We start from the raw sequence: 24,078 nt of genomic DNA, 5'->3' as shown, positions 1-24,078 counted from the left end.
CAGTTAACCTCCTGGAAAAAGTTTTGCGATCAGATCACCGATAAAGGACCAGAGCGAGAAGTCATTTCCGCCAAAGATGACAATCCAGTCCGCCGCGGTACCACTTAGAATTGGAACGGATAGACCAACTAAGAAAATCATCACTACCCCAGCAACAGCTGAGCCGGCGATCGCCCCTTTTAAACCACCTGTTCCGTTACCAATGATGGCAGCTGTACCGATTTCAAAGAAGCACGTAATCGTTAGTGGGACAATGACGAAACTAAAGACGCCAAGGCTTCCGGTCAGGAAGATCGTCGCGACCGATGTCACCATCGAGACAATAAAACCAATTAAAACCGCATTTGGAGCAAACGGGAATAGAATTGGTGCATCCAATGCTGGAACAGCGTTTGGAATCCATTTCTGTGAAATACCTTGGAACGCTGGAATGATTTCTGCAAGCATCATTCGTACACCAAGCAATAGAACGGTCAAGCCAGCTCCAAATAAAATCCCTTGCATAATGCTGTAAATAAAGAGGTTCTGTTCGGCACCAAAAGCGACAGTAGCCGTATCAAAGCCAATAATGAAGCTAACAACGATGTACACTAAAAACATCGTAATGGAAGAAGTAATGCTTATCTCACGCAAAAATTCTGTTGACTTCGGAAACGTAATATCTTCAGATGATTTCCCTTTTGTCCCAAACAACATACCGACCCAACCAGCAATGAGCGAGAGGATTGTTGTCGGATGACCGATAATAAAATCATCGGACCCTGTTACTCTACGAACAAACGGACGCAATAGCGCAGGTGCAATGATGATGTAAAGCGCCGTCATGACGGAAGCGAATACAATCAACTGCGGGTTACTCAAGCCGTTTTCTACACCTACTGCAACAAAGATAAACGGAAACCAGAACAACATATGTCCTGTTAAGAAAACATGCTTAATTGGTGTGAACCGCGCAACAATTAAATTAATAACAAAAGCGGCAAGCATTGCAATTCCGATTTGAGTCCCGTATTGGCTTAAAATCGTATCAGCCCCTAGGGCGGGTGCCACTTCTGGATTGTCGATGTTATACATGACATTAAAGCCTTCCGTTAATGGCGCAATGGAACTCATTAAAATGTTTGTCCCTTGTGTGAGTATGACTACGCCAATCACGGTTTTAGCTGTCCCTGCAACAACAGAAGAAAAATCTTTTTTCAATAACAATAAGCCCGTTAATGCGATTAATCCTAGAAAAATGGCAGGTTCTCGAATAATTTCAATAAAAAAATTCATCACAGCTTGCATTGTAATGCCCCCTTTTTCATTAGAATGGAATTCAGGCTTACGCCTGAAGTTCCGCTTCTACTTTTTCTTTAATTTCTGCTTTATTCACAAAGCTGTTAATGATGATAACCGGTTTCCCAGCAGTTTCACTTAACTTCTCACCTAACTCTTTACTTGTGAAAATGTAATCGGCCGGTGTGCTCTGTGCCGATCCAACATCACCAGTAAACACATCCGCTTCAATCCCTAGCTCTTTAAGGACCCCATCTAAATTCATTTTTAAGACCATTGAAGAACCAAGTCCAAACCCACATACTGTCATAATTTTTAATTTCGCCATCATACTCTCTCCTTTTAAATTAATTGGTGTACTGCCGTTACAGTCTTCGCTTGCCGAAGTTGCTCGACTTTGTCTTCGTCAATAAGCACGTGTGACAAACGTTCAATCATTTTTAAATGTGAATCTGACCCTGTCGCTGAGAAAGAAAACACTAAATCAACGGGGTCATTTTGTTCACTACCAAACGGCACAGCTTCCTCTAAAACAGCTAACGAAATCGCATCCTCACGCACGGCTTCACTAGGCCTTGCATGGGCCATGGCAATGCCTGGTCCAATGACAATGTAAGGTCCGTTTTCCTTGACCGAAGCGATCATTTGCTCAATATAATCCTCGGTCACGGCTCCTGTTTCCAGAAGCAAATTTCCAGAAGCTTGAATCGCCTCCTCCCAATTGTTCACTTTAATGCCAAGAGCAACATGTTCTTTTTTTATCCATGCAGTCATCTCGTCGCGTCCTTTCTCTCACTCCATTTTGCTAAGATCGTCTCTCTCGATTTTTCATCCTCTAGGTAACGAAATAGCTGTAAAAAATCTTGGTTATGCGCTTCTTTTATTGCCAATACGATGACAATATCAACCCGTTCAGGATTTAAATCACCAAAGTCAATCTCTTGTTCAAGCACCGTCATGCTAATACCTTCTTTAATCACGTTGTCCTGACTAGCATGAACAAACGCAATTCGTGGTAAAAACACCATGTATGTGCCGTTTCGCTCGACTGACATAATCATTTCTTGTACATAACTTTGCTTAATATATCCCGCTTGCAATAGAGGTTTAGCGGCAAGTGAAACCGCATCTCGCCAATCGTGCGTCTTGGCCGTGTGTATTTTTTCATCAAACAAAGCCGGTTCCACTAACGACGCTTGCTTGTAAAGTTCATTAAATGCAGCGAGCTGCTTTCGATTAATAATCTTGTGCGCTTCATGTTGAATCAGTCGTTTATCATCATCACTTAATAGCGGGCTAACGCGAAACAGTTTTATTGGATGCATTTGTTTTAATGAAAGGTCTTGCGTCGTTAATACAAAGTCCGGTCCACTTTCTTCCAGGACACGTTCTAAATCCGTCGTATTGACAACATTAATTAAATGGAAGCCCGGTTCAATGTGTTCTAATTTTGTTGTTAAAATAGAGGAAGTGGCTAAACCAGACGAACAAACAACAAGAACCGTTGGCAAGAATTTCCGACTTCGGCTTCGTTCAAACGCAGCACTAATATGCATCGTAATAAAAGCCACTTCTGCCGCAAATAAGCGATAGCCCATATCATTTGTCATTTGAAAAACCATTTCATAAATGGCTCGATACCTAACTTTAATTTCTTCCGTGTAAGGATTATCAATTTCTACGCCTTGAGCCAATCGATTAAAGGCAGCTTTCACATGATACGTTAAATCGTTTAATAACTTCTCATCTGCCTGTAGGTCAACTTGTAACACAGTCGAAACTTGTGCGAGTAGCTGCTTGCTAAATTGAATCTCACGCTGATAATTCCGCCCATTCACCGCTTCTTTTTGATAAGAAACCACTTTTGCCTGATCAAACAAATCATCCAAGAATGCGCATTCATGAATCATCACACGGTTGTCTTCAGCATTTTTTTCAATAAAGCGTTTTACATCACCTAAGTGGTAACGGTTTTTATGACGATGTTCTTTCGGTATAAATACATACCTCCCGGCTTCAAATTGTTCTCTCCACCAGCATAAGAAAAGAAACAACAGTTTAAGCGATGTTTCGCTATAATGAATGCCTCTATCTTTTTGACAAGAGCTAAGCCAACTTTCAACAAGCTCTTGCTCAAGTGGTTCCACCTTTAACCATTCGTGGACACGCTCCAAATCAGCCTGCTTTTCGGACAACATCTGATAGAGGGCAAAGCGCAAGCTTCGTTCTGTACCAATTACTTGCAGGCCTTTCCATGCTTGCTTCATGACTTGAAGATCAAAATGATCAAGCCACTCCTCCACATCTGGCAAGTACTTTTGAATACTGGAGCGACTCAAGTAAAATTCATCAGCAAGCTGTTGAATTGTAAATGAACCTTTTATAACAGCGTACAACCCCATCATTAATACCAAGGTATCTTTGTCCGTGTTTGACTGCCTCTCTTCAGTTAATTCGTACAGAAGTGGGCGGTTCTCTTCACCGACTCGAAGCATTACGCCTTTACCAGGCATACGCTTCACTCGCGCACCAGTAGATCGAATCTTGACATCAATTGAATCTAAGTCATAACGGATCGTCCTTCCGCTAACATCTAGCCATTTGGCTAAAAATTCAATCGTGACATATTGTGTGCTTTCCATTAATTTAGCTACTATTTTCTTTTGTCTGGAGGACAACATCTGCATCACCCTTGAGTTCATCATATCTAATTACGTGCATTCGCCAAAGACTGAAATATAGCACAACTGTGGCAAACAACTAGCAGAAAGAGTGGAAGATCTTCTCCCACCCTTTACGCCACCTACTTCCTCTTATTTTCAACCATTGCCTTGCTTTTTAATCGATACCAAAAAAGCAAGGCTGCGATTTGTGAGGAATGCGCTTTCGTTATCTGTGTGATCCATCCTACAAACAGCGATATTAAAACTCGATTTCACGTTACTTTCAATTCTAGTAATCTCTTGTTTTCTGTTGATTTCTAATTCCTACCAGCGTAACATAAGCAATCCGTCATTCTTATTTATAATTACTTACTGTCGTATATAGAGAGATTACAATTGAAAGGAGGCGCATTTGTTCAGTCCACTCGATTGGTTTAGATTGTTTATGGCTGCGCTTTTTATTTTGCCTTTAGTAACGGTAATTAGAGAATCCGGTTACTATCTCGCCGTCTCTGTTCTTGGCGAAACAAATAAAAAGCTTATCATAGGCAGTACAGTTGGATGGAATATGATGAACTCCGTCCAAGTACACGACTTTGGCACGGCTTTATCTATTTCTCTCCAATCTTAACAACCGCAGTTTGTGCAATTACTGTGAACTGGTTGGTGTTTTCTCATGTTTGATTTTCAAAAAGGAAGGATATAAAGATAAAAAAGAGGAGGTCAAAAAAATGCCTTGGACAATGCAGGACTACCCTTCTTCACTTAAGAATTTTGATAAACCTGTCCGAAAAAAAGCAATCGAAATTGCTAATGCGATGCTTGATGATGGGTATGATGAAGATCGAGCGATTCCGATTGCAACAGAGCAAGCAAAAGAATGGTATGAAAATGCGACTAAACAGGAAATTGAATCGTTTAATGCGAATGGACAAGTAAAGCCCTCTTCCAATCGCTCTTCTTCTTCATCTCCCGAATTAACCGAACGTAAAGAACAAGTCGTAAAACGGGATGATGGTTGGGCTGTTCAAGCAAAAGGCGCAAAACAGCCAGCTTATGTGTTTTCTACAAAAAAAGAAGCACTCCAAAAAGCTCATTCCATCGCTGATAATAAAGGCACGGACGTTGAGATTCACGATTCATCATCGAATTAGTAGAATTGAGATGGGTGTTACCCTTACTCCTAAATCCTCCACCTTTATGAGACCTAAAAGAAGCAACTCCTTAAAGGAGTTGCTTCTTATGTATTAATGAAATCACTGTCTCCCCTTTCTGCCTCTAGTAATCTAGTAATTTCTTTTAATCTATTTGAATGAAGATTCACCTTTTTTGTCCATGATCTTCGTATTTGATTTTTTTACGCCACCAAACATTAAGAGGTTTGAGCTATTCCTTTTTTCCACGAAAGCTGTGCGTAGAAAAGGAGAACACATGCAAAGCATGAAACGATTCCAAACACAATGAAGCCACTGGCATATGTTCCAGTCCAGTCCTTAAATAAGCCTAAAATATTTGGTAGAAAGAACCCCCCGACTCCACCAGCTGCTCCTACAAGCCCGGTAACAACCCCAATTTCCTCTTGGAACCGTTGGGGAACTAATTGAAACACCGCGCCATTCCCCATCCCTAAACAACCCATTCCGATAAAAAGAACAGCAATCGCTAAGGCGACAGGAGGCATGGTACTGACAGCAAACATGCAGACGGCAATGCCAATGAAAAGAACAAATAATAAGCGTGTCCCGCCTATTTTATCCGCAATTAGCCCGCCAATTGGCCGGAGCAAACTGCCGGCTGCTACAACGAGTGTGACAAATTCTCCCGCTCTTACGCCTGATACCGCGTATTGAGTCACAAAGAAATAACTTAAAAAGCTAGATAATCCGACAAACCCGCCGAAGGTCACACTGTAAAGCAAACAAAAGTACCACGCATCTTTTTCTTTTAAGACTAATAGATACTCTTGTCGCTTTTTCGGTTTCGGTTGATTAGGCGGTTCTTTTGCCATCAAACAAAATGAAAGCAGGACAAGGAGGAGCGGAATTAGAGCGAGTCCCATTACCCCATTCCACCCGTATACTTCCGCCAAGCGTGGTCCAAATAATGTCGCAAGTAAAGTTCCACTATTCCCTGCACCTGCTATCCCCATCGCCACACCTTGCAAATGTGGGGGGTACCATCGACTTGCCATTGGAAGAGAGGCGGAGAAGCTAGCACCAGCGACACCGAGTAGAATTCCAATCATTAAGAGTTCTGACACACTATTTCCAAACAGCCAGCCCCAAGTAAGAGGAATAATGGTTACACACATGCCAACGATACCGGTTTTTTTAGGTCCATATCGATCTGCCATAATCCCGACGATAATGCGGAAGAATGAACCCGCTAAAATCGGAAGACCAACAATCAATCCTAATTGTGTGGCTGTTAAATCGAATTCAGCTGTAATGTAAACCCCCAATGCGCCTAATAGTACCCAGATCATAAAGCTGACATCAAAGTATAAAAATGCCGAAAAAAGCGAAGGGGAGTGTCCGCTTTTTCTTAAATCAGATAGCCTCATTTCAGAACTCCTCCTTATTTATCTTGTTTGTTTTAATGGTTCTGCCTTAACGACACTCACTTTAAACCCAGGCATTCGGCAATCAGGATCTAAATTTGCCGAAACCAATCGATTGATGTTTTGTTGCCCGCCCCAATGAAATGGCACAAAGACCGTGTCCTGTCGAGTTTTATCACTGTAACGGGCACGTACAACGAGGCTTCCTTGAGGAGACGTTAGTTGTACAAACGATTGGTCTTGAATGCCGTATGCCCCTGCTGTTTCTGGATGGATTTCCATAAACGATTCAAAACTCCTCGCCAGTAAACTTGGGCTGCTTCTCGTCTGTACCCCGGTTAAATAATGAGCCAGTTCCCTCCCGGTCGTTAAATAAAGTGGAAAATCAGGACTGGGGGCTTCTTTAGGAACAAACGCCTCATTTGGCACTACAACCATAGACGCTTTTTTGTTCGCTCGATGAAACGTCTGATCAAATAACCGAGGCGTACCAGGGTGATCCAACGTCGGACATGGCCAAAGAATGCCGTTTCCATTTTTTAACCGCTTATACGTGATACCATAATAGTCTGCGATCCCGCCCTTACTTGCTTTTCGGAGTTCATTAAAAATGTCTTCTGCACATGTATAAGAAAAGTATTTTTCTTTTCCAAGAGCTCTAGCTAGATCCTGAATGATTTGCCAGTCATGTTTTGACTCTCCGTACGGTTCGACGCTTGCTTCCCGGAGCGTTACTCTGCCTTCTACATTTGTCATCGTTCCCTCATCTTCTAAAAAAGAAGTTGTCGGCAAAACAAGGTCCGCAAGCTGAGCGGTTTCCGATAAGAAAAGATCGACCGCTACAAAAAATTTCAGCTTTCCGATCGCTTTTTTGACAAAATCTGCTTTTGGATTGGAGACAACCGGATTTGAACAGACTAAAAACATGCCCGTAATTTCCTTGCGGTCCATTTTTTCAAATAGCTCAAAAGCAGATACACCTTTTCCCGGCAAATCGGTTGCTTCTATCCCCCACACATCGGCAATAAATGATCGATGTTCGGAATTCTCAATTGCTCGATACCCTGGGAGCTGGTCGGCTTTTTGACCATGCTCTCTTGCGCCTTGGCCGTTGCTTTGACCAGTAATGGCGCCATACCCAGAGAAAGGTTTTCCCAGTTTCCCTGTAGCAATGAGCAAATTAAGAAAATTCCTCACAGCCATGACACCATCTGTCTGCTGCTCAATGCCCCTCGCGGTAAAGATCATCCCGCTTCTAGCTTGACCAAACGTCCTCGCCGCCCGAATGAGGTCGTCCTCCTTGATTCCCGTTTGGTTCACGATCGTCGCCAGCGAGATAGACGCGAGATAGGCTTTTACGTCATCAAACCCCTCGGCTCGCTCTTTTAAGAAAACCTCATCTGTGAAACCTTCTTCTATAATCGTTTTTAACAATCCATTAGCCAGTGCCGCATCTGTTCCGGGCTTTAGCTTTAAATGGATGTCCGCAAGTTTGGCCGTTGTTGTTTCTCTAGGATCAACAACAATGATCAACGCGCCATGTTTTCTCGCCTCTTCAAAATAAGGCATGAGCGTAGGCTGGCATTCAGCTAAATTTGTCCCGACCAGCACAATGCATTCCGAAAAAGGGATTTCGTCAAGTCCATTCGTAAAACCCCGGTCAACTCCGAAAGAAGCAGACGCTGCAGTTGCCGCGGCCGACATGCACAACCGACCGTTATAATCGATATGTTTTGTTCGTAAACCAACGCGCGCGAATTTTCCTAGCACATATGCTTCTTCGTTTGTAATAGACGCACTCCCGTAAACCGCCATTGCATCGTTTCCGTCCTCACGTTGAATTGACTTCACTTGTGATGTCATTGTTTCATAAGCCTCTTCCCAAGTAATTGGAACAAACTCGCCATTCACTTTCAGTAACGGATGTGAAAGCCGGTCTTTGTGCAGTGTATGCTGGTAAGCGTGCATTCCTTTGACACATAATCGGCCTTTTGATGTTGGATTGTCTTTGCCTATCATCTGATAAGAAGTGCGATGCTTGCTTTTCGTTTCTAACAATTGCATTTTGCATTGCACACTACAAAACGGGCATTGGGTATCATGGGTAACCAATATCTCTGTTTCCTTGTTTGTTTGCTCCTTCAGCAAAGGGACCGGTTTCGCCACTTATCCTCATTCCTTTTTATCATTTTTTAATGCACAGATAGAACGACCTCTTGTTTCTTCTTAGAGACCTCTAACCTATTCCTGAGTGAGGAGGCATACAGCGTTTCTAAAACGGTAATTCTGCCTTCTTTTTCAATCCAATCGTTGATTCGTTCACCATAGAGTGCTTTTTCGCTATAGCTGTGCAGCAATACGCAAATCATTCGATAAAAACCGATAGTCGACTCATGCATAAAAAGCAACTTTTCTTTTTCTTCAGAAAGTAGATAACATTCCCACCCTAATATCGTTTCCCTTATTGTCATGTCAGGCATTCGTTTCACTTTTTGTTCCCCAAAGGAAACGACTATTTCTGCTGGAAACATATCGCCCTTGAAATGAGCAAATAAACGATCAGCGAGCTCTTTTCCACTTTCCCACCCTTCCTTGTCTTGAGCGAGCACGACATGCAATTGCTTTCCATAAGGAGTTGTGATCGGCAGGTCGAGTGCAGATTGAACTTGCTCCACTTGTTCTAACGGAATCCCTTTTATCTGAAGTTTGCTCGTTTCATCCAGATAGACTCCCGGCAGTTGATAAGTTCGCACGACTTGTTCCAATAGCCCCAATTGCTCGCCTTTCCACATTCCACCTATCATAGGGACAGCTACTGTGAAAGTACCGTCTGTTTCTTCCACTGCACTTTGCTTTCTCGGGGCCCTATCCGGAAAGAACCGGTTAATATAATATCCGACTGAGTCGCGGCAAACGGAGCATCCATCCCTTTTCTTCCAATTAAGTGAAGAGGCCACAATATCGAAGGTTACTAGCTTTTTCTTTTTTATTTCATGCGCTAAATCGTATTGGGAACGGTTTGTACATGCACAGACGGATTCTATGAAAGGAGCCACTTCCTCGCATCTTCCCGCTTGGACATCTTGCATCAATTCACTCACCAAGCTCTTGCAACCTCCACATGAACTACCGGCTTTCGTCTCTATTGCTACTTGCTCAACAGTCGTTAATGCCGCTTTTTTCATGGCATCAACAATGGTCCCTTTCGATACAGCATTGCATTGGCAAATCGTATCGGAACGAGGCATCAACCGAATTTGTTTGGACCTGCCTTTTCCGTTTAATAGCTGCTCTTTCTCCTTATCTGATAATGGCGTTTTCTTTCGCATCAGCTCTACTAGCTCGCTACTTTGATCAATATTCCCAACTAAACAAGCTCCTGCAAGGCAATCTCCGTTAAACAAGAGCTTTTTGTAGTGCCTTTTTGTTCCTTGATGCATGCTCCATTCGTCCAACGTATCACCAAATAAATCACCAGAAGAGAACACATCAATTCCCGCTATCTTCAATTTGGCGGAAACAACGGAGCCTCGATAAAATAACCCGGGTTGGTCACATAGCTCTCTGGCAAGAATTTTCGTTTGTTCGTAGAGAGGAGCAACAAGTCCATAAATAATTCCCTTATGTTCAGCGCATTCTCCTACAGCATAAACATGCGGCACATCTGTACATAAGCGATCGTCCACAAGAATGCCATGCCCCGTCGGCACGCCGCTTTCTTGTGCAAGTTTCGTGTTCGGACGCACGCCGGCCGCCATCACGACTAAATCCGCGGCTATCTCTGTCCCGTCGCGAAAACGGATACCAGTTGCTTGTTTTTCCCCTAAAATTTGTTCCGTTTCCTTTTCAAGTAAGAAACGCATCCCTTGTTTCTCTAATTCTTGTTTCAATAAGGAAGATGCTTTCCTATCAAGTTGCCGATCCATAATGCGATTAGATAGATGAACGACATCAACTTCCATTCCTAAATCAATTAGTCCCTTAGCCGCTTCTAGCCCAAGAAGACCCCCGCCAATGACAGCTGCTCTATGATGTGTGTTGGCGTTGCTTAAAATTGTTTCGCAATCCTTTATGGTTCGAAAAGCCATAACGCCGTTTTTATCTGCTCCAGGCACAGGAAGTATAAACGGGTCTGACCCCGTCGCGAAAACCAATCGATCATAGGTTAACGCTCTGGCATTCGTGATGATTTTCTTTGTCTTTGTATCCACGACCTGTACCGCTTCATCCAACCGCAGCGTGACTTGATTTTCTTGATACCAAGTGAGTGGGTGTGTTTGAATATCCTCAAATGCACACACGCCTTGTAGAACAGAAGAAAGAAGAATCCGATTATAACTTGGACAAGCTTCTTTTGTGATCACTGTAATGGCAAAACGGTCTGGAGAAAGGTTTAGCACTTCCTCCACTAACCGGATGCCAGCCATCCCGTTTCCAATGATGACAAGATGTTGTCTCATTCCACTCCTCCTCCCTAACTCTCGTTTTGCCCTGGTACTTCTAAACAAACACGTACACCTTTCCGTTATTCACTTCTACCTCAAAACAAGTTACACAGCCTTTATCCGCCCCTTGTGCCATACCTGTTTTTGTGCTAATTTTCCAGTCATGCAGCGGGCAAAAAACGTGTTCCCCACTCACGATACCGTCAGAGAGCGGACCACCTTTATGGGGACAGGCATTCTCTATGGCATTTACAGTCCCATCGCTTTGTAAAAATAAAGCAAGCACGACTCCATCCACACTCACTTGCTTTCCTAGACCAATTGAAAGCTCATTTCGATCGGCCACAAATATTTTCTTTTTTTCCTTAGTCGCCGTCATATTAAGACCTCCTCCTTAGTGAGCTATTACACTTTTGTTTTTAAACAACTCTGTCTTTTTCTCATCGCTGTCTACAATTTCGCTCCACGGATCTTCGTGCATCGACAAAGCGATTTCCATCCGCTCTATTAGTGCATCCCGCCCTATTCCATCATCAAAAATCGCCTGTTTGATTGAATCAAGACCGACCCTAGTAATCCAGTGAGAAGTACGTTCTAAATACGTTGCTTGTTCCCGGTAGTATTGCAAAAAGGCACTTATGGTTTCGAGCACTTCTTCACTGGTTTGGACCTTGCATAGCAATTCGGCACTCCGCAAGTCTACACCGCCGTTCCCGCCAACATAGATTTCCCAGGCTCCTTCAACCCCGACAATGCCCACGTCTTTGATTCCTGACTCTGCACAATTTCTCGGGCAGGCAGAAACAGCCATTTTGACTTTATGCGGCGTGTTCAACCCCTCGTATTTCTTTTCAATCGTTATCCCAAGACCAATTGAATCTTGCGTACCAAAACGACAAAAGTCTTTTCCAACACATGTCTTCACTGTGCGCAGTGTCTTTCCGTACGCATAGCCGGACCGCATGCCAAGATCCTTCCAAACATTAGGCAAATGCTCTTTTTCAATACCAAGCAAATCGATGCGTTGTCCACCAGTGACTTTTACCAACGGCACATTGTATTTATCCGCTACATCTGCAATTTTTCTCAATTGAGATGGATTGGTCACGCCGCCATACATTCTTGGCACAACTGAGAACGTCCCGTCGTTTTGAATATTTGCATGCAACCGTTCATTAACAAACCGTGAGTTCGGATCATCTTTATACTGTAATGGGCTGACTAAGCCTAAATAGTAGTTTAATGCGGGACGACACTTTGAACACCCTGCCTCTGAATGCCAACCAAGCACATTCATCACTTCACGAACATAGGACAAACCCATTTCTTTAATCGCAGCCACAACGTCCTCATGTGTATGCGTCGTGCATCCACATAAAGGTTCTGCGACCGTCGAAACCTCTTCCCCAGTTGTGAGTGCAAGCAGCTCAGTGACTTCCGGTTTGCAGCCTCCACAAGACCTTGAGGCATTCGTACATTGTTTAATCTCATTGACCGTCGTTAAACCTTGATCTTTAATGGCACAAACGATTTCCCCTTTTGTCACACCATTACATCCACAAACTGTGTCCCCATCTTCCATGGCAGCCACCAGTGACTCACCTTGGCCGCCTTCAGCTTCAGATGGCAACAACGATGCTTTGCTCATCTGGGAAATATCTGTTTTTGAGCGCATCATGCTTAATAACCTGGACGAATCACTTGTATCCCCAAACAAGACTGCCCCCACGACACAATTATCACGGATGACTACTTTTTTAAACGTATTCTCAAAGTCATCATGAATCCGAATTGATTTTGTCTCTTCCCCATCAATAAACTGGCCGGCTGAAAACACCTCGGCTCCTGACACCTTTAACTTCGTATACACAATCGAACCTTCGTATACAGGCAGCTCTTCTTTTCCAGTTGAACAGAGTCTGGAAGCAAGTATTTTTCCTTGTTCATACAATGGAGCGACAAGCCCATAAACAATGCCACGGTGTTCCGCACATTCCCCGACCGCATATACGTTTGATACATTGGTTTCCATGCAATCATTGACCACAATGGCCCGGTCGACTTTAATTCCTGACTGTTTTGCCAATCCCACATTAGGCTGAATACCTACTGCCATGACAACGAGATCTGCTTTTAAGCTTGATTGGTCGCTAAATGTCAGTCCCGTGACGCGCTTTCGTCCATTAATTTTGACCGTTTGTTTATTCAGATGGAAACGCATCCCTTGTTGTTCCAATTCTGCTTTTAGCATCTTGCCTGCATCCGAATCGAGCTGCCGGTCCATTAAGTGATCGGCAATATGGATTACATCCACATCCATATTTAAATTTAATAATCCTCTCGCCGCTTCAAGTCCTAACAGGCCACCACCAATGACTGCAGCTTTCTTATACGTTTCCGCCGCTTCCATCATCGTTTCACAATCGCCGATATTACGAAACGCAATTACCCCTTCTTTTTCCACGCCAGGCAAAGGCAGCATAAAGGGATTAGAACCTGTTGCCAGCAGTAAATGGTCATACGGCTTTTTTAGCCCGCTACGGCTATAAACGACCTGTTTTTTTGTATCAATCTTTATAATCGGGTCACCCGTAAACAGGTCAATCCCATTGTCTTCATACCAGCTATACTCATTTAACACAATATCGTCCACACCCGCGTCTCCTTGCAACACAGAAGACAACAGAATCCGATTGTAATTTGGGTGCTGTTCTTCACCAAACACAGTGATGTGAAAACGATTTTTTTCCAGTTTCAAGATTTCTTCAATGGTTCGAATGCCCGCCATCCCATTTCCAATTAAAACGATTCGTTCTTGTCTCAAATTAAGATCTCCTTCGCTACTTGATTATGAAAGCTGTCTTCTTTAATCGCCGCTTCTAATTTCCCTACAAGCACCTCAGTTTTGCTAAAAAAACGGCTCGCATATTCTTGCACTTCGTGGTTTGGAGCAAGAACCCCCACCTCCGATAGGTTAAATGCTTCTCCTTCAAATACCTGTTTCAGCGTGTCCACTTCCGTTTTGTCTTTGCAATACGCATGTGTCAGATGTCCTTCTTCTAAAAGACGGCGAAGAACATAGACACTTTTTTCTTCTAACATTGGAATAGGTTGTTTAGGATCATTCAAATGAATTGGAAATGGCCATCGTTTGGCAGAATACAGCGGCAACTGAAAGCCCAAACTCCGGCACGTTTCTTGCACCTCAACCGATCCTGCCGCAATAGTGACATGAAGCGCTCTTACATCGAAACCCGCCTGGCCCAGCTTTTTCAAAAACAACAGAAATAAGTCCGATGTCCCGATAACTACAGCCTGTTCTTCACTCGCTTCATAGGCTACTTGAATTGTTGTTTCGATTGACTCCATTTGCGATTTCTTTAACTTAATTGGATAGACGTCGGCGCCCATCTGTTGGAAAAAAGCGTCCTCCTTCATGTCGTTCCCATTCAACAAGAGAATGCCCATTCCAGACAACGGCCTGTTTTCAAAACAAGAAATCGATTGCCGTGACCCAACCACTTCCCCTACTAGAATGATTGCGGGGTTGATCACGTTTTTCTTAGTTGTTTCAGCTAAAATGGTTTTTAACGTACCTACGACGGAACGCTGTCTCGAGTACGTTCCCCACTCCGTCACAAGTACTGGCGTATTCTCCGGTTTTCCATGCTTAATTAATTCAGTCGTTATCACATCTAGTTGCTTCACACCCATATAAAATAAAAGGGTGTCTACGGAATGAACAAGTTCTTTCCAGTTGATATCCGGTTTACCATCTTCAGTCTTCCTATGGGCAGTGACAACCGCAAATGAACCTGAATAATCTCGATGAGTAACAGGTACACCTGCATACATGGAAGCGGCGATCCCCGATGTCACGCCAGGAACTACTTCATACCGAATACCGTTTTCTTCTAAGCAGACGATTTCTTCCCCCACACGACCAAATACAGCTGGGTCTCCGCCTTTAAGCCGTACAACCAACCTTCCTTTTTTGGCGTGAATCACCATCTCTTTTTGAATATCTTCTTGGCGAAGCGTATGCTTGCATGGTTGCTTTCCGCAATAAACTACTTTCGCGTTGTCTTTTAATTCTGTTAATAAAATCGGGTTAACGAGACGGTCAACAATGACAACATCTGCTTTCCTTAACACATCTAGTCCTTTCACTGTCAACAAGCCCACATCTCCGGGACCTGCTCCGACCAAATAAACACTTCCTTGTTCGACCATGACGACCCTCCCTTTAACAAGTTCCATCGTTATCGTATTGCTGTGAGTGTAACCCGGCTCGTATAGGTTATGGGTGAAGTTGTAAACAAATATCACAGCATACCTTTCGACAAAATTTGCTGGATGGATATTTAAACACAAACAGAAGAAGCACTCCTGCCATCGCAAGGTGCTTCTATGATTTCATTCAATTTAACCGCCGCTCTCAAATTTATACACGCGACCAGCTACATGACATCCGATCCTGCAGGCATTCAATATCAATCCAATTTCCTTCTATCTATGCCTCAATCAGAGTTAAAGAGGGTCACTAAAGGGTTAACTAAATAAAACATAGCTTCCTACCGGTTTCCGGTTGACTTTGCTTTTCATTCCCCTTTGGTCGAACCTATTAAAGTACCATTTACTCGCTTTCTTGATAAGATTTCTATACAGAACGGGCACACTGTCTTTATTCCCTGTTCAACGATCACTTCCGGTAAATCAGTTTCCAGGCCAAACTTTTGGAACACCGTCAGAGAACCGATTTTATTTGAACAAGCCATACGCGTTTTAACAGAAAGAAAAAAAAGCGGTTTTCCTAGACATTGGCCCTTCGCAATCGCTCGCAAATTTTGTGAAACAAATCGTTCCAATCCAATCGAGCATTCATCACCTATTAACACCTTCCCATCAGGATGTTTCAAAGGTAAACGATATTCTTTCACTCTATGCAAGCAACGATTCTTAAGCGATAACCAACGCCCCAAACCGTTTCAATTCCTTCAAACTCTATCTCATTGATACATAGTTTATCGCGGATCTTTTTAACATGGACCCTCACCGTTGTATGATCACTGGCAGCATCCATCCCCCGAATTCGCTCATATAGATGATCTTTCGTCAACACTTGACCAGGATGGAGCGCGAGGAAAGCTAGCAAGTCAAACTCCTTGGCCCTGAATTTAACTTCTGTTCCATCCAGTTCAATGGTTCTAGCAACATGATCAATACATAAACGGCCAATGATCGTTTGTTCTTTTGGCGGGTCGTGTAATCTCACTTAGGGGTAACGTCAGGAAAATGCGGATTTACAACGTTAAGCATACCTAAATTAAAAAGTCGAATTCCTTTACACAAGGAACCGACTTTTTAATTTAGGTTGTTGCACTAACACACCCCATTACTTGAATAAGAATTAAAGAAATAATCCTATGATAAAGTAATAAATAAACATAATATGAAAACAAAACCCGATAATGGTGTCATAATAAGCCTTTCTTTTTTACTCCGAGATATTAGGTTTGTTATTGTATTTAAGCCCAAGAAGATTGTAATAACCCATACTAAAATATTTGTAGATAAAAAATCTAAACCATTTAAGACATTGGTATGTTGCAGAAAAATAAAGCCAATAAATAAGAGAATCAAAGCATTCACTGCACTCACAATTCGTAATTTTTTAGGTAAAACTTTATAATATCCTCCCATTGCAAATTCACCCAAAGGATAGCCAAGTGAAAGTAGCACTTGAAAAACTGAAACGAAAACACAAAAAATCGCCACTATGATTGATGATATGTATATAAAATCCACTTCCATTACCTCCTAATTTTAGTTTCTTCTTAAAATATCCTGCTCCTTTAATTTAACATTAATTTCCTTTTTGTTGACAAACAACAAGCATCCCTTGTTGTAGGAATGCACCCGTTAGTGAAACAAGATTTAACCACTGACTATACCAAATATAACTTTAAATTGGTTACGGTTTTTCTTTTGTCTTTTAAAACCTTCTTTTAAATCTGCTATTAAAACGGTTTTACCTATCCAAATTCTTAAGTACAAGGAGTGAAATTTTATTGGTCCTTTTATTCCTTTCTCCTCATATTCCGTGCCATCTTCTAACTCTGTTTCAGTCCTAATTATCCATGTATTGCCTATTCCGAATTCAATGAATTTCAACATCATCCCACCTCAATAGCCGAACAATAATAACTTTTATTGTATCATTAAACAAATATTCCTTCTTCAAATAAACTACTGCTTTAGTTCAATAAAAAAAGGCTTTACTCCTTCTTGAAGTAAAGCACCCGTTAGTTTGAGTGAAACGTTTCACAATAGATTATAGTTTATTTTTAGACATATTTAAAATAATGGTTGAAACTAAATATTCTGCATCCAAACTTACTCCACATATCAATGCTGAACCTCGTTGATATTGCCAAGGCAAACCTATAAAATAAAGACCTTTTATATTCGTTATACCTCTAGTATGGATGGGTTTTCCTTCATCATTGGAAATCACACCCTCTATATTAATCCAATCGTAAGAAGGTACAAAACCAGTAGACCATATAATACTTGTGAATTTTCTTCGAGTGTTGTTTTTAAAATGAACTTCTGTATCATTGACATGGGTTACTTTAGGTTTCACATCAACTTTTCTATTTCTAATAAGTTTTTTTAGTTCCTTTCCGAAAATTGGGTCATTTTGTTTTTGGAACCATTTTCCTTTTAGCGTATTTTTTCCAGCATATAACAATCCAAATGTTTCTAACCAACTAAAAATACTTCTTCCAAAGAATTTCAAAGGTAAAAATTTCAATTCGTGCCCTACTGCTATTGTAACATTTTTATCCTTTGCTAACTCTACAGCAATTTGTGCACCAGAATTACCTCCACCTACAACTAATATATCAGTCCCTTTCACTTCCTTTGGTGAATGATATTCGGAAGAGTGAAGCTGGAAAATACTCGACTCCTTTTTTATAACATTAGGTATAATAGGTTTTTGAAATGCCCCAGTTGCTACTACTACTTGTTTAGCCTTAATCTGTCCACTGCTTGTTTCTAAGAGGAATGAACCATCGGACTGTTTATTTAATCTGACTACGTTAGTGTTAAACACTATTGGAAAATCAAAACGCTTTACATAGCTATCCAAATAATCCGCAATATCATCTTTCGTTGGAAATTCTTTCAATAAACCCTCCATTTCCAATCCAGGTAAACTACTATATCTTCGAGGGGTAAATAAAACCAAAGAATCATATCTTTTTTTCCAAGAATCGCCTACACGTTCATTCTTATCTAATATAACAAACGGAATTTCCTTCTTTGTTAGATAATACCCCATTGCTAAACCTGCTTGACCTCCACCGATAATAACAACTTCATAATTTATCATAGTTCTAATTCACTCCTCTGACTGTGACAACCAAAACATTCAAACGTCTATTTGAATATTATAGATTATTGACAGACAAAGTAAAAGATAGTATTTAAGTATTTGCTCCGATACTTGAAGAAGGAAAAGCGATCCTCCGTTATTGAAAGATCGCATCCGTTAATGAAGATGATTTGTTTAAATTTGTTTTAAGAAGTAAAGAGTTAAATCATCATCATTTTCACATTGAGCATATTGCTCCAACTGTTCTCCCTTATACCACACTCCTGAACCATCAGGGGTATATCCACGTTTAACATACATTTTTTGTGCAGAGCCATAACCATAATGTAAACCTACTGCTAGCGAAACTTTGTCACTATATTCTTTTGCAATTCTTTCTCCCACATCCATCATCTTCTTCCCAATACCCTTCTTTTGAAATTTAATAAGTACATTTAAATCAACAATTTCAGGGATATTATCAGCTGCGAATGGCCCTGTTGAAGCACTTGGTAAAAGTGTGACATAACCTGCTACTTGATTGTCTACTTCAGCAACAATAACTATCTGTTCTTTGCTTTCTTGTCGAATATAGTAACCCTCAAACAATTCTTTTGGTTTATGCCAATTCTGTGCAACAAATCCTTCAACAAATTTCTCTATATCACTTTGTTCCATTGAGCGAATAATTAGACTGCCACTCTTATAATAAATCATTTCAAATCTCCCTTTTTTAACAATAGTAATAGCGAGAGCTTCTTCAACTCTTCTGCTCCTTTAGTTTAAGAATGAAAACAAGGCAACTTCGTATATACCAGAGTCCACACTAAAATCCAGAGTTTCCATGTCAAGCAGGATCATGTTTTTCAAAGCGCAGTACCGATATGAACGTTGAAATTGTCCTGAAGGTAATTGTTCAATTCATCTCTGCTACTAAATAGCACGGAGAGTTTTTCAGATAAAAAATGAAAATGGTCGCTGTATGTACTCTTCCTTATATAGTAGATGTCTCCCTACTTCTTTTCCGGTTTTTCTTACAATAAATAACGCATCATTCTTAATTTCGTGGAAATGTAGCTCCTGATAATCATACAGACCTTTAGAATAAAAGGATTCAGTTCCAGTTTCCAAATGGCTGATTAGCATTTCCTCTCGAGTAAAACCCGTAAGACTTTGTTCCAAAAACTATGAATCTGATAAACGAATTGAAGATTTCTCTTCACAGACGTTAAAAGCGTACAAATTACAATCATGCCTTCTCATCCGCTATTTTAACGATGTCTCCATTGAGTCATTATCTACTAATCAACTAAAGGAATACTTAGCTGAATCAAGCGAACACTTAAAACCTTCCAGCCTATAAGATTAAGGAGCCAAAGGTCGGGAAGCGAATCCCGAAATTCCTCACAGAGAGAGAAATTGAACATCTTAGGGAAGCTTGTAAAATGCCAATGGAGAAAGCACTGTTTGAGTTTATGTTTTCAGCTGGTTGCCGTATAGGTGAAATTGTCTCTCTGGATAAGAATTGTATTAACTGGTCGAATCGTTCTGCCATTGTCAGAGGGAAAGGAGATAAGGAACGAGAGGTTTACTTTAACATTCGTTGTGACATCTGGTTAAAACGGTATATCCACAACCGGAAAGATACTGACGCTGCTATTTTTGTCACAGATCGATCCCCTCATCGAATGAGCATTGAACGCTCGCTCCAATCCTTGATTTCCTGTATGTTCAATTTCTACCTCAAACCCATTAATTTCAAGGTAATCTTTCTGTAATTCAGATATACTCTTCTCATCTTCAACAATCAGTATCCGTTTCATCTTGTCTCTCCCTTTTATCGTTTACATCGGCAACTGGCAACGTAAAATGGATCGTTGTTCCTTGATTGACTTTGCTGTCTATACCCATTGTGCCATGATGAGCTTTAATAATTTGCTTTACAATCGCTAAGCCTATTCCACTTCCCCCTCGTTCGGAACTCCGAGACGCCTCTGCACGGAAGAAACGATCAAACACAAAAGGCAAATCCTGCTCTTCAATTCCTTGCCCATTATCTGAAATGGCAATTTTCACAAATTTCTCCTGCACACTAGCGGATAGAATTATTTCTTTGCTGTCTTTGTTCATGAATTTCACACTATTTGCTAAAAGGTTGGCAAATACCTTATATAGTTGAGCTCGATCAGCCATAACATGCGTTTTAGAATGGATGTTTAAGTCAGCATAGATCTTAACGTCTTCATATTCATCTTGAAACGCTTCAATAATGTCATTCATATAGTCACAAACGTTGACGTTCTCAAAATGGAAGGGAATGCTGTTTAGATCAAGCTTCGAAAATAGCAAGAGCTCATCAATAAGTTTATCCATTTCAGAAGCTTTCAAATGAATGACCTGTACATACTTTTCTAGCTTATTCTGGTCTTGAGCAACGCCATCCATAATTCCTTGAACATGACCTTTAATGGAAGTAATGGGAGTCTTTAAATCATGAGATATGTTATTAATTAGTTCTTTACGATTTGTTTCATATTTCTCCTGAATCTCAATCGATTTTTTTAATTTCAGTCTCATATCTTCAAAAGTCATGGCCAAATTACCAATCTCATCGTTACGTACAATACCTGTCTCCTGATTTAAATTTCCATTTGCAATTTCACCTGCTGAAACATTCAGTTTTTTTAATGGCTTAATTAAATGTTTCGAAATGACATAGGTAATCAAAGCATTTGTTAATAAAAAGACAACAACAAACCCCGCAAGAACAAGTGGAATAACATTTGTTAATAAAGAATCCACGGGTTCTACATCGAGTGTAAAAAAGAGTGAGCCCTTGCTCCCATCATCAAAGTAAAAATCCGTTCCTGTAAATAGCCACGATTGATCACCTTCACCAATATGACCTTGATGATTCGTATATTCTTGATTGACCGCTAACTGATGAGCTGGAAGGAGTGATAGACTCTCTGGTGAAGATCGCCCTACCACTTGATCGTCCTTTCGAACAATAATAGCAATTTGTCGATGCCCCAGCACATTTTCATATTGCTCTATAAAAGATTCGTCCAACAGGTTATTGGAATCCGTTAGCGCAACTTGTTTTAATTCTGTTATAGCTGCAAGTTCTTCATAAAAAAACGCTTCTACCGCTCCATCCTCCACCTGATAAAAATCTTTCATCTCCTCTATATTATTTAGAAATAGATGAAAAAGAAGATGAAGGAAAAGCACGAATAACCCGATTGGAATAATGGTCATTAAAACATAAGAGATAATTAACTTTACTCGGATAGACATTCTATGGACCCTCCTTCATTCTCCTTCTTTTCCATTATAAGCTAAATTCAAGCCTCCAAAATGGTATATTAACTAATTGAACGGTTCTCGGCTTGCTTGTTCTTGCGCTGTGATCGTTTAAATGGCAGCCACCAGTTCCAATCTCCTAGAAGCTTCATTGTTGCCGGAACTAAAAACAGTCGGACTACCGTTGCATCAAGTGCAATGGCAAGGGCCATTCCAAATCCTAATTGTTGCATTGGAAGAACACCAGCAAACGCAAATGATCCAAAAACAGCTACCATAATAAGGGCTGCGCCAGAAATCATTGGTGCCGTTTTTTCTAAGCCTAAAGCAACACTTTCTTCATTAGAAATACCTTTCATATATTCTTCCTGAACACGACTTAATAAAAACACTTCGTAATCCGTACTTAGACTAAATAAGAGACCGAGCAACAAAATCGGGATAAAGCTCTGAATAAAACCAAATTCACCAAAACCAAAAATTTCCGATCCCCAACCCCATTGAAAGACAGCGACGAGTACGCCATACGTGGCGCCAAGCGAAAGTATGTTCATAACAATGGCCTTAAGCGGTAATACCAAGCTTCTAAACGTTACCACTAGCACAACAAACAATAAGGCTAATGTGAATACCAATACGCCAGGCAAGCTGTCATTCAATAATTGACTGGTATCCATTCCTTCAGCAGTTTCTCCACCTACAAACACATCCCAATGTTCGTTCGTAGAATAAATTTCTCGAATTTCTCTCACAATCGCTCGATTGATTTCACTAGAGGAATAATCATTGGAGATAACATCAAAGACAGCCACATCTTTGTTTTCACCAAGGTTCCGATTAAGCATCATCCATTCATCATCGGTTAACTGATCCTGATTTTCAGTAAGAATTGAACTGATGATCTCTGTATCCATATCTGGGAAAAACGAAAGCAGTGAAGTGACTTCATCAACATTGGCGATACCTTCCAGTTCTTCTTGTAGCGTTTGAAGGTTTGATAGCGTTTCTGTATCAGTTAACTCCCCTTCATCTGCAGAAACAACAACTTGAATCGGAGCGGAATAACCTACTCCAAAGCCATTTTCTAAATCACTTATCCCACTACGAACCTGGGTGTCTTCAGGAAGCATACGCGAATCTGGCGTAGACACTTCAAGCTCAAGTGCTGGCCAAGCGAGAACGAGTAAAAAGAAGACTGAACCTGCGAAATAAAGAACAGGACGCTTCATGACCCGATGAGCGAGGCGATACCACTTGCCTTGTTGATTAGGCATCGTGCGAATGGTCATGAACGGAATTTTAAGCGCATTGACCCTCGTACCCAGAATCGCCAAAAATGCAGGTAATAAGGTCAAGCTCGTTAACATTAAGAAGAAAACAACAATGATTACACCTAAGGCAATGGAGCGGACAGCAGCAATGTCAACGAACAGAATTGCGGACATTGAACCGATAATCGTTAAAGCTGAGAATAAAATAGCGTGTCCTGCAGTTCCCATCGTTTCCTCAACTGCCTTAATATGATTGCCGTTTGTTTTTTCCAATTGTTCTCGAAATCGTTTGACAAATATTAGAGCAAAGTCAATTCCTACACCAATACCTAGCATCATGGCTGCATCGAGAACAAAAATAGATAGTTCCATACCTTGCGCAAGGAAATACAAAACCCCGAGCGACGCCACAATAGAGAAACCCGATAAAAGCAAAGGTGTCATTGAGGAAACAACAGAACGGAACACAAGCAACAACACAAAGATGATAATAGGCAATGCATACAAATGTGCTTTCTCAAGACCAGCTTGGCTCAGTTGATTCATCTCTCCCCAAAATGCAGGTGCACCTAAGACGGTTGCGTTGAATCCCTCTGTTTGAATCGATTCGGTTAAACGCTCTTGAATATCGGGCAAGACTTTCTGAGCGAAGCCTTCGTCGACGTTCATTTCAAGAAAACCGATACTTGTATCGAAATTCTCTGAAACAAATTGATCCTTTAAACGGTCTTCAGCATCTAGCCACGTATATACGCTATCAATTTCCGCTTCATCCGATAAAGAAGCAGACGCTTGTTCAAGTGCTTCTGTAAATTCTGGCGAACCAATTTCATATTCATTATGACTCATCACAAACGTTAAAGATGTCGCGTCTCTAGATTCAAACTCTTCAGAAATCAATTCGTAAGCTTGATAGGAACCAGAATCAGGAACGCCCCACCCTCCTCCGGTTAAATACCCACTGACTTGAGTTGCGTAATAACCCCCAAACACAAGAAGAACGATCCAGACGCCTACGACGCCCCACCTGTAAGTTGCCATCCATTTCCCTATCTTCTTCAAGACACTTTCCATTCTACCGATATCCTCCTTTAAATCAACTTTCTCTTATTGGTTCAGTTTAATCACGACATCTAACCTTTGACTTAAAAAAATCTTATCTTTTTCTAAACTA

Annotated in this window: 20 protein-coding genes and 2 pseudogenes; 3 read left to right on the top strand and 19 right to left on the bottom strand. The window is 41.2% G+C overall.

Annotated elements, in window-relative coordinates; translation table 11 throughout:
* Positions 1–3: 3 nt before the first annotated feature.
* The 4 genes from ulaA to BK584_RS17560 are packed head-to-tail and all read right to left on the bottom strand — an operon-like array spanning position 4 to position 3,959.
* Positions 4–1,287 carry a PTS ascorbate transporter subunit IIC gene (ulaA, locus tag BK584_RS17575; RefSeq protein ID WP_078393778.1) on the bottom strand — a complete coding sequence of 428 codons (1,284 nt, stop codon included), beginning with the start codon at positions 1,285–1,287 and terminating at the stop codon, positions 4–6.
* A 37-nt stretch (positions 1,288–1,324) separates the two neighbouring features.
* Complete coding sequence (locus tag BK584_RS17570) at positions 1,325–1,606, bottom strand: PTS sugar transporter subunit IIB (protein WP_078393777.1); 282 nt, start codon at positions 1,604–1,606, stop codon at positions 1,325–1,327.
* 14 nt (positions 1,607–1,620) lie between these two features.
* Entirely contained in the window at positions 1,621–2,052 is a 432-nt protein-coding gene (locus BK584_RS17565; RefSeq protein ID WP_078393776.1) for a PTS sugar transporter subunit IIA, read from the bottom strand.
* Entirely contained in the window at positions 2,049–3,959 is a 1,911-nt protein-coding gene (locus tag BK584_RS17560; protein WP_078393775.1) for a BglG family transcription antiterminator, read from the bottom strand. The genes BK584_RS17565 and BK584_RS17560 overlap by 4 nt, the downstream gene beginning before the upstream one ends.
* Before the next feature lie 394 nt (positions 3,960–4,353).
* Between BK584_RS17560 and BK584_RS17555 the strand changes: the two genes are divergently transcribed.
* Together BK584_RS17555 and BK584_RS17550 are read left to right on the top strand one after the other, a co-directional pair.
* Entirely contained in the window at positions 4,354–4,572 is a 219-nt protein-coding gene (locus BK584_RS17555; protein ID WP_078393774.1) for a hypothetical protein, read from the top strand.
* 100 nt (positions 4,573–4,672) lie between these two features.
* Positions 4,673–5,095: a DUF2188 domain-containing protein gene (locus tag BK584_RS17550; RefSeq protein ID WP_078393773.1), complete on the top strand. Its 423-nt coding sequence runs from the start codon at positions 4,673–4,675 to the stop codon at positions 5,093–5,095.
* 218 nt (positions 5,096–5,313) lie between these two features.
* Here the strand turns inward: BK584_RS17550 and BK584_RS17545 are convergent, their stop codons facing one another.
* From BK584_RS17545 to BK584_RS17490, 12 genes are all read right to left on the bottom strand, one after another.
* Positions 5,314–6,504, bottom strand: coding sequence for a nitrate/nitrite transporter (locus tag BK584_RS17545; protein WP_078393772.1), 1,191 nt, complete (start codon positions 6,502–6,504; stop codon positions 5,314–5,316).
* An 18-nt stretch (positions 6,505–6,522) separates the two neighbouring features.
* Complete coding sequence (nasC, locus tag BK584_RS17540) at positions 6,523–8,667, bottom strand: assimilatory nitrate reductase catalytic subunit NasC (protein ID WP_437182743.1); 2,145 nt, start codon at positions 8,665–8,667, stop codon at positions 6,523–6,525.
* Positions 8,668–8,693: 26 nt separating this feature from the next.
* A complete protein-coding gene (gene nirB, locus BK584_RS17535) occupies positions 8,694–10,961 on the bottom strand; it encodes a nitrite reductase large subunit NirB (RefSeq protein WP_078393771.1) in 2,268 nt (755 codons plus the stop codon).
* Between the two features lie 40 nt (positions 10,962–11,001).
* Positions 11,002–11,325, bottom strand: coding sequence for a nitrite reductase small subunit NirD (gene nirD / locus BK584_RS17530; RefSeq protein WP_078393770.1), 324 nt, complete (start codon positions 11,323–11,325; stop codon positions 11,002–11,004).
* Between the two features lie 15 nt (positions 11,326–11,340).
* Positions 11,341–13,770 (bottom strand): nitrite reductase large subunit NirB, encoded by a 2,430-nt coding sequence (nirB, locus tag BK584_RS17525; protein ID WP_078393769.1) that lies wholly within the window; start codon positions 13,768–13,770, stop codon positions 11,341–11,343.
* Positions 13,767–15,179 (bottom strand): uroporphyrinogen-III C-methyltransferase, encoded by a 1,413-nt coding sequence (cobA, locus tag BK584_RS17520; protein WP_169871351.1) that lies wholly within the window; start codon positions 15,177–15,179, stop codon positions 13,767–13,769. The genes nirB (BK584_RS17525) and cobA overlap by 4 nt, the downstream gene beginning before the upstream one ends.
* Before the next feature lie 368 nt (positions 15,180–15,547).
* Positions 15,548–15,928 (bottom strand): hypothetical protein, encoded by a 381-nt coding sequence (locus BK584_RS17515; RefSeq protein WP_139365696.1) that lies wholly within the window; start codon positions 15,926–15,928, stop codon positions 15,548–15,550.
* Positions 15,883–16,221: a winged helix-turn-helix domain-containing protein gene (locus tag BK584_RS17510; protein ID WP_078393766.1), complete on the bottom strand. Its 339-nt coding sequence runs from the start codon at positions 16,219–16,221 to the stop codon at positions 15,883–15,885. Before BK584_RS17510 ends, BK584_RS17515 begins: the two co-directional genes overlap by 46 nt.
* Positions 16,222–16,370: 149 nt before the next feature.
* Entirely contained in the window at positions 16,371–16,760 is a 390-nt protein-coding gene (locus BK584_RS17505; protein ID WP_245808897.1) for a hypothetical protein, read from the bottom strand.
* Positions 16,761–16,883: 123 nt separating this feature from the next.
* Positions 16,884–17,120, bottom strand: a complete 237-nt coding sequence (locus BK584_RS17500) for a DUF3977 family protein (protein WP_078395716.1) — start codon at positions 17,118–17,120, stop codon at positions 16,884–16,886.
* Between the two features lie 160 nt (positions 17,121–17,280).
* Positions 17,281–18,345 carry a flavin-containing monooxygenase gene (locus BK584_RS17495; RefSeq protein ID WP_078393764.1) on the bottom strand — a complete coding sequence of 355 codons (1,065 nt, stop codon included), beginning with the start codon at positions 18,343–18,345 and terminating at the stop codon, positions 17,281–17,283.
* A 177-nt stretch (positions 18,346–18,522) separates the two neighbouring features.
* Positions 18,523–19,044: a GNAT family N-acetyltransferase gene (locus BK584_RS17490; protein WP_078393763.1), complete on the bottom strand. Its 522-nt coding sequence runs from the start codon at positions 19,042–19,044 to the stop codon at positions 18,523–18,525.
* Between the two features lie 728 nt (positions 19,045–19,772).
* On the opposite strand from BK584_RS17490, the pseudogene BK584_RS25610 reads away from it, so the two are divergent.
* Positions 19,773–19,943: pseudogene (locus BK584_RS25610) on the top strand (tyrosine-type recombinase/integrase); the annotation flags it as partial.
* Between the two features lie 84 nt (positions 19,944–20,027).
* On the opposite strand, the pseudogene BK584_RS25120 reads toward BK584_RS25610, so the two are convergent.
* From BK584_RS25120 to BK584_RS17470, 3 genes and pseudogenes are all read right to left on the bottom strand, one after another.
* Positions 20,028–20,150, bottom strand: a pseudogene (locus BK584_RS25120) (response regulator); the annotation flags it as partial.
* Positions 20,128–21,627: a sensor histidine kinase gene (locus tag BK584_RS17475; RefSeq protein ID WP_078393761.1), complete on the bottom strand. Its 1,500-nt coding sequence runs from the start codon at positions 21,625–21,627 to the stop codon at positions 20,128–20,130. The pseudogene BK584_RS25120 and the gene BK584_RS17475, both read right to left, overlap by 23 nt.
* Before the next feature lie 68 nt (positions 21,628–21,695).
* Positions 21,696–23,978 (bottom strand): MMPL family transporter, encoded by a 2,283-nt coding sequence (locus BK584_RS17470; RefSeq protein WP_078393760.1) that lies wholly within the window; start codon positions 23,976–23,978, stop codon positions 21,696–21,698.
* Positions 23,979–24,078 lie beyond the last annotated feature (100 nt).

The organism is Shouchella patagoniensis (genome assembly GCF_002019705.1).
Taxonomy (GTDB): Bacteria; Bacillota; Bacilli; order Bacillales; family Bacillaceae_D; genus Shouchella; species Shouchella patagoniensis.
The sequence above is the reverse complement of the archived record's forward strand: the minus strand, read 5'-3'. Positions and strand labels throughout refer to the sequence as shown.

Coding starts and splice junctions, on each gene's coding strand:
- BK584_RS17505 (WP_245808897.1), bottom strand. CDS start 16,760: ATGGAAGTGGATTTTATATACATATCATCAATCATAGTGGCGATTTTT.
- BK584_RS17475 (WP_078393761.1), bottom strand. CDS start 21,627: ATGTCTATCCGAGTAAAGTTAATTATCTCTTATGTTTTAATGACCATT.
- BK584_RS17550 (WP_078393773.1), top strand. CDS start 4,673: ATGCCTTGGACAATGCAGGACTACCCTTCTTCACTTAAGAATTTTGAT.
- BK584_RS17560 (WP_078393775.1), bottom strand. CDS start 3,959: ATGTTGTCCTCCAGACAAAAGAAAATAGTAGCTAAATTAATGGAAAGC.
- BK584_RS17545 (WP_078393772.1), bottom strand. CDS start 6,504: ATGAGGCTATCTGATTTAAGAAAAAGCGGACACTCCCCTTCGCTTTTT.
- BK584_RS17470 (WP_078393760.1), bottom strand. CDS start 23,978: ATGGAAAGTGTCTTGAAGAAGATAGGGAAATGGATGGCAACTTACAGG.
- BK584_RS17490 (WP_078393763.1), bottom strand. CDS start 19,044: ATGATTTATTATAAGAGTGGCAGTCTAATTATTCGCTCAATGGAACAA.
- nirD (WP_078393770.1), bottom strand. CDS start 11,325: ATGACGGCGACTAAGGAAAAAAAGAAAATATTTGTGGCCGATCGAAAT.
- ulaA (WP_078393778.1), bottom strand. CDS start 1,287: ATGCAAGCTGTGATGAATTTTTTTATTGAAATTATTCGAGAACCTGCC.
- BK584_RS17495 (WP_078393764.1), bottom strand. CDS start 18,345: ATGATAAATTATGAAGTTGTTATTATCGGTGGAGGTCAAGCAGGTTTA.
- BK584_RS17565 (WP_078393776.1), bottom strand. CDS start 2,052: ATGACTGCATGGATAAAAAAAGAACATGTTGCTCTTGGCATTAAAGTG.
- cobA (WP_169871351.1), bottom strand. CDS start 15,179: ATGGTCGAACAAGGAAGTGTTTATTTGGTCGGAGCAGGTCCCGGAGAT.
- nirB (WP_078393771.1), bottom strand. CDS start 10,961: ATGAGACAACATCTTGTCATCATTGGAAACGGGATGGCTGGCATCCGG.
- BK584_RS17570 (WP_078393777.1), bottom strand. CDS start 1,606: ATGGCGAAATTAAAAATTATGACAGTATGTGGGTTTGGACTTGGTTCT.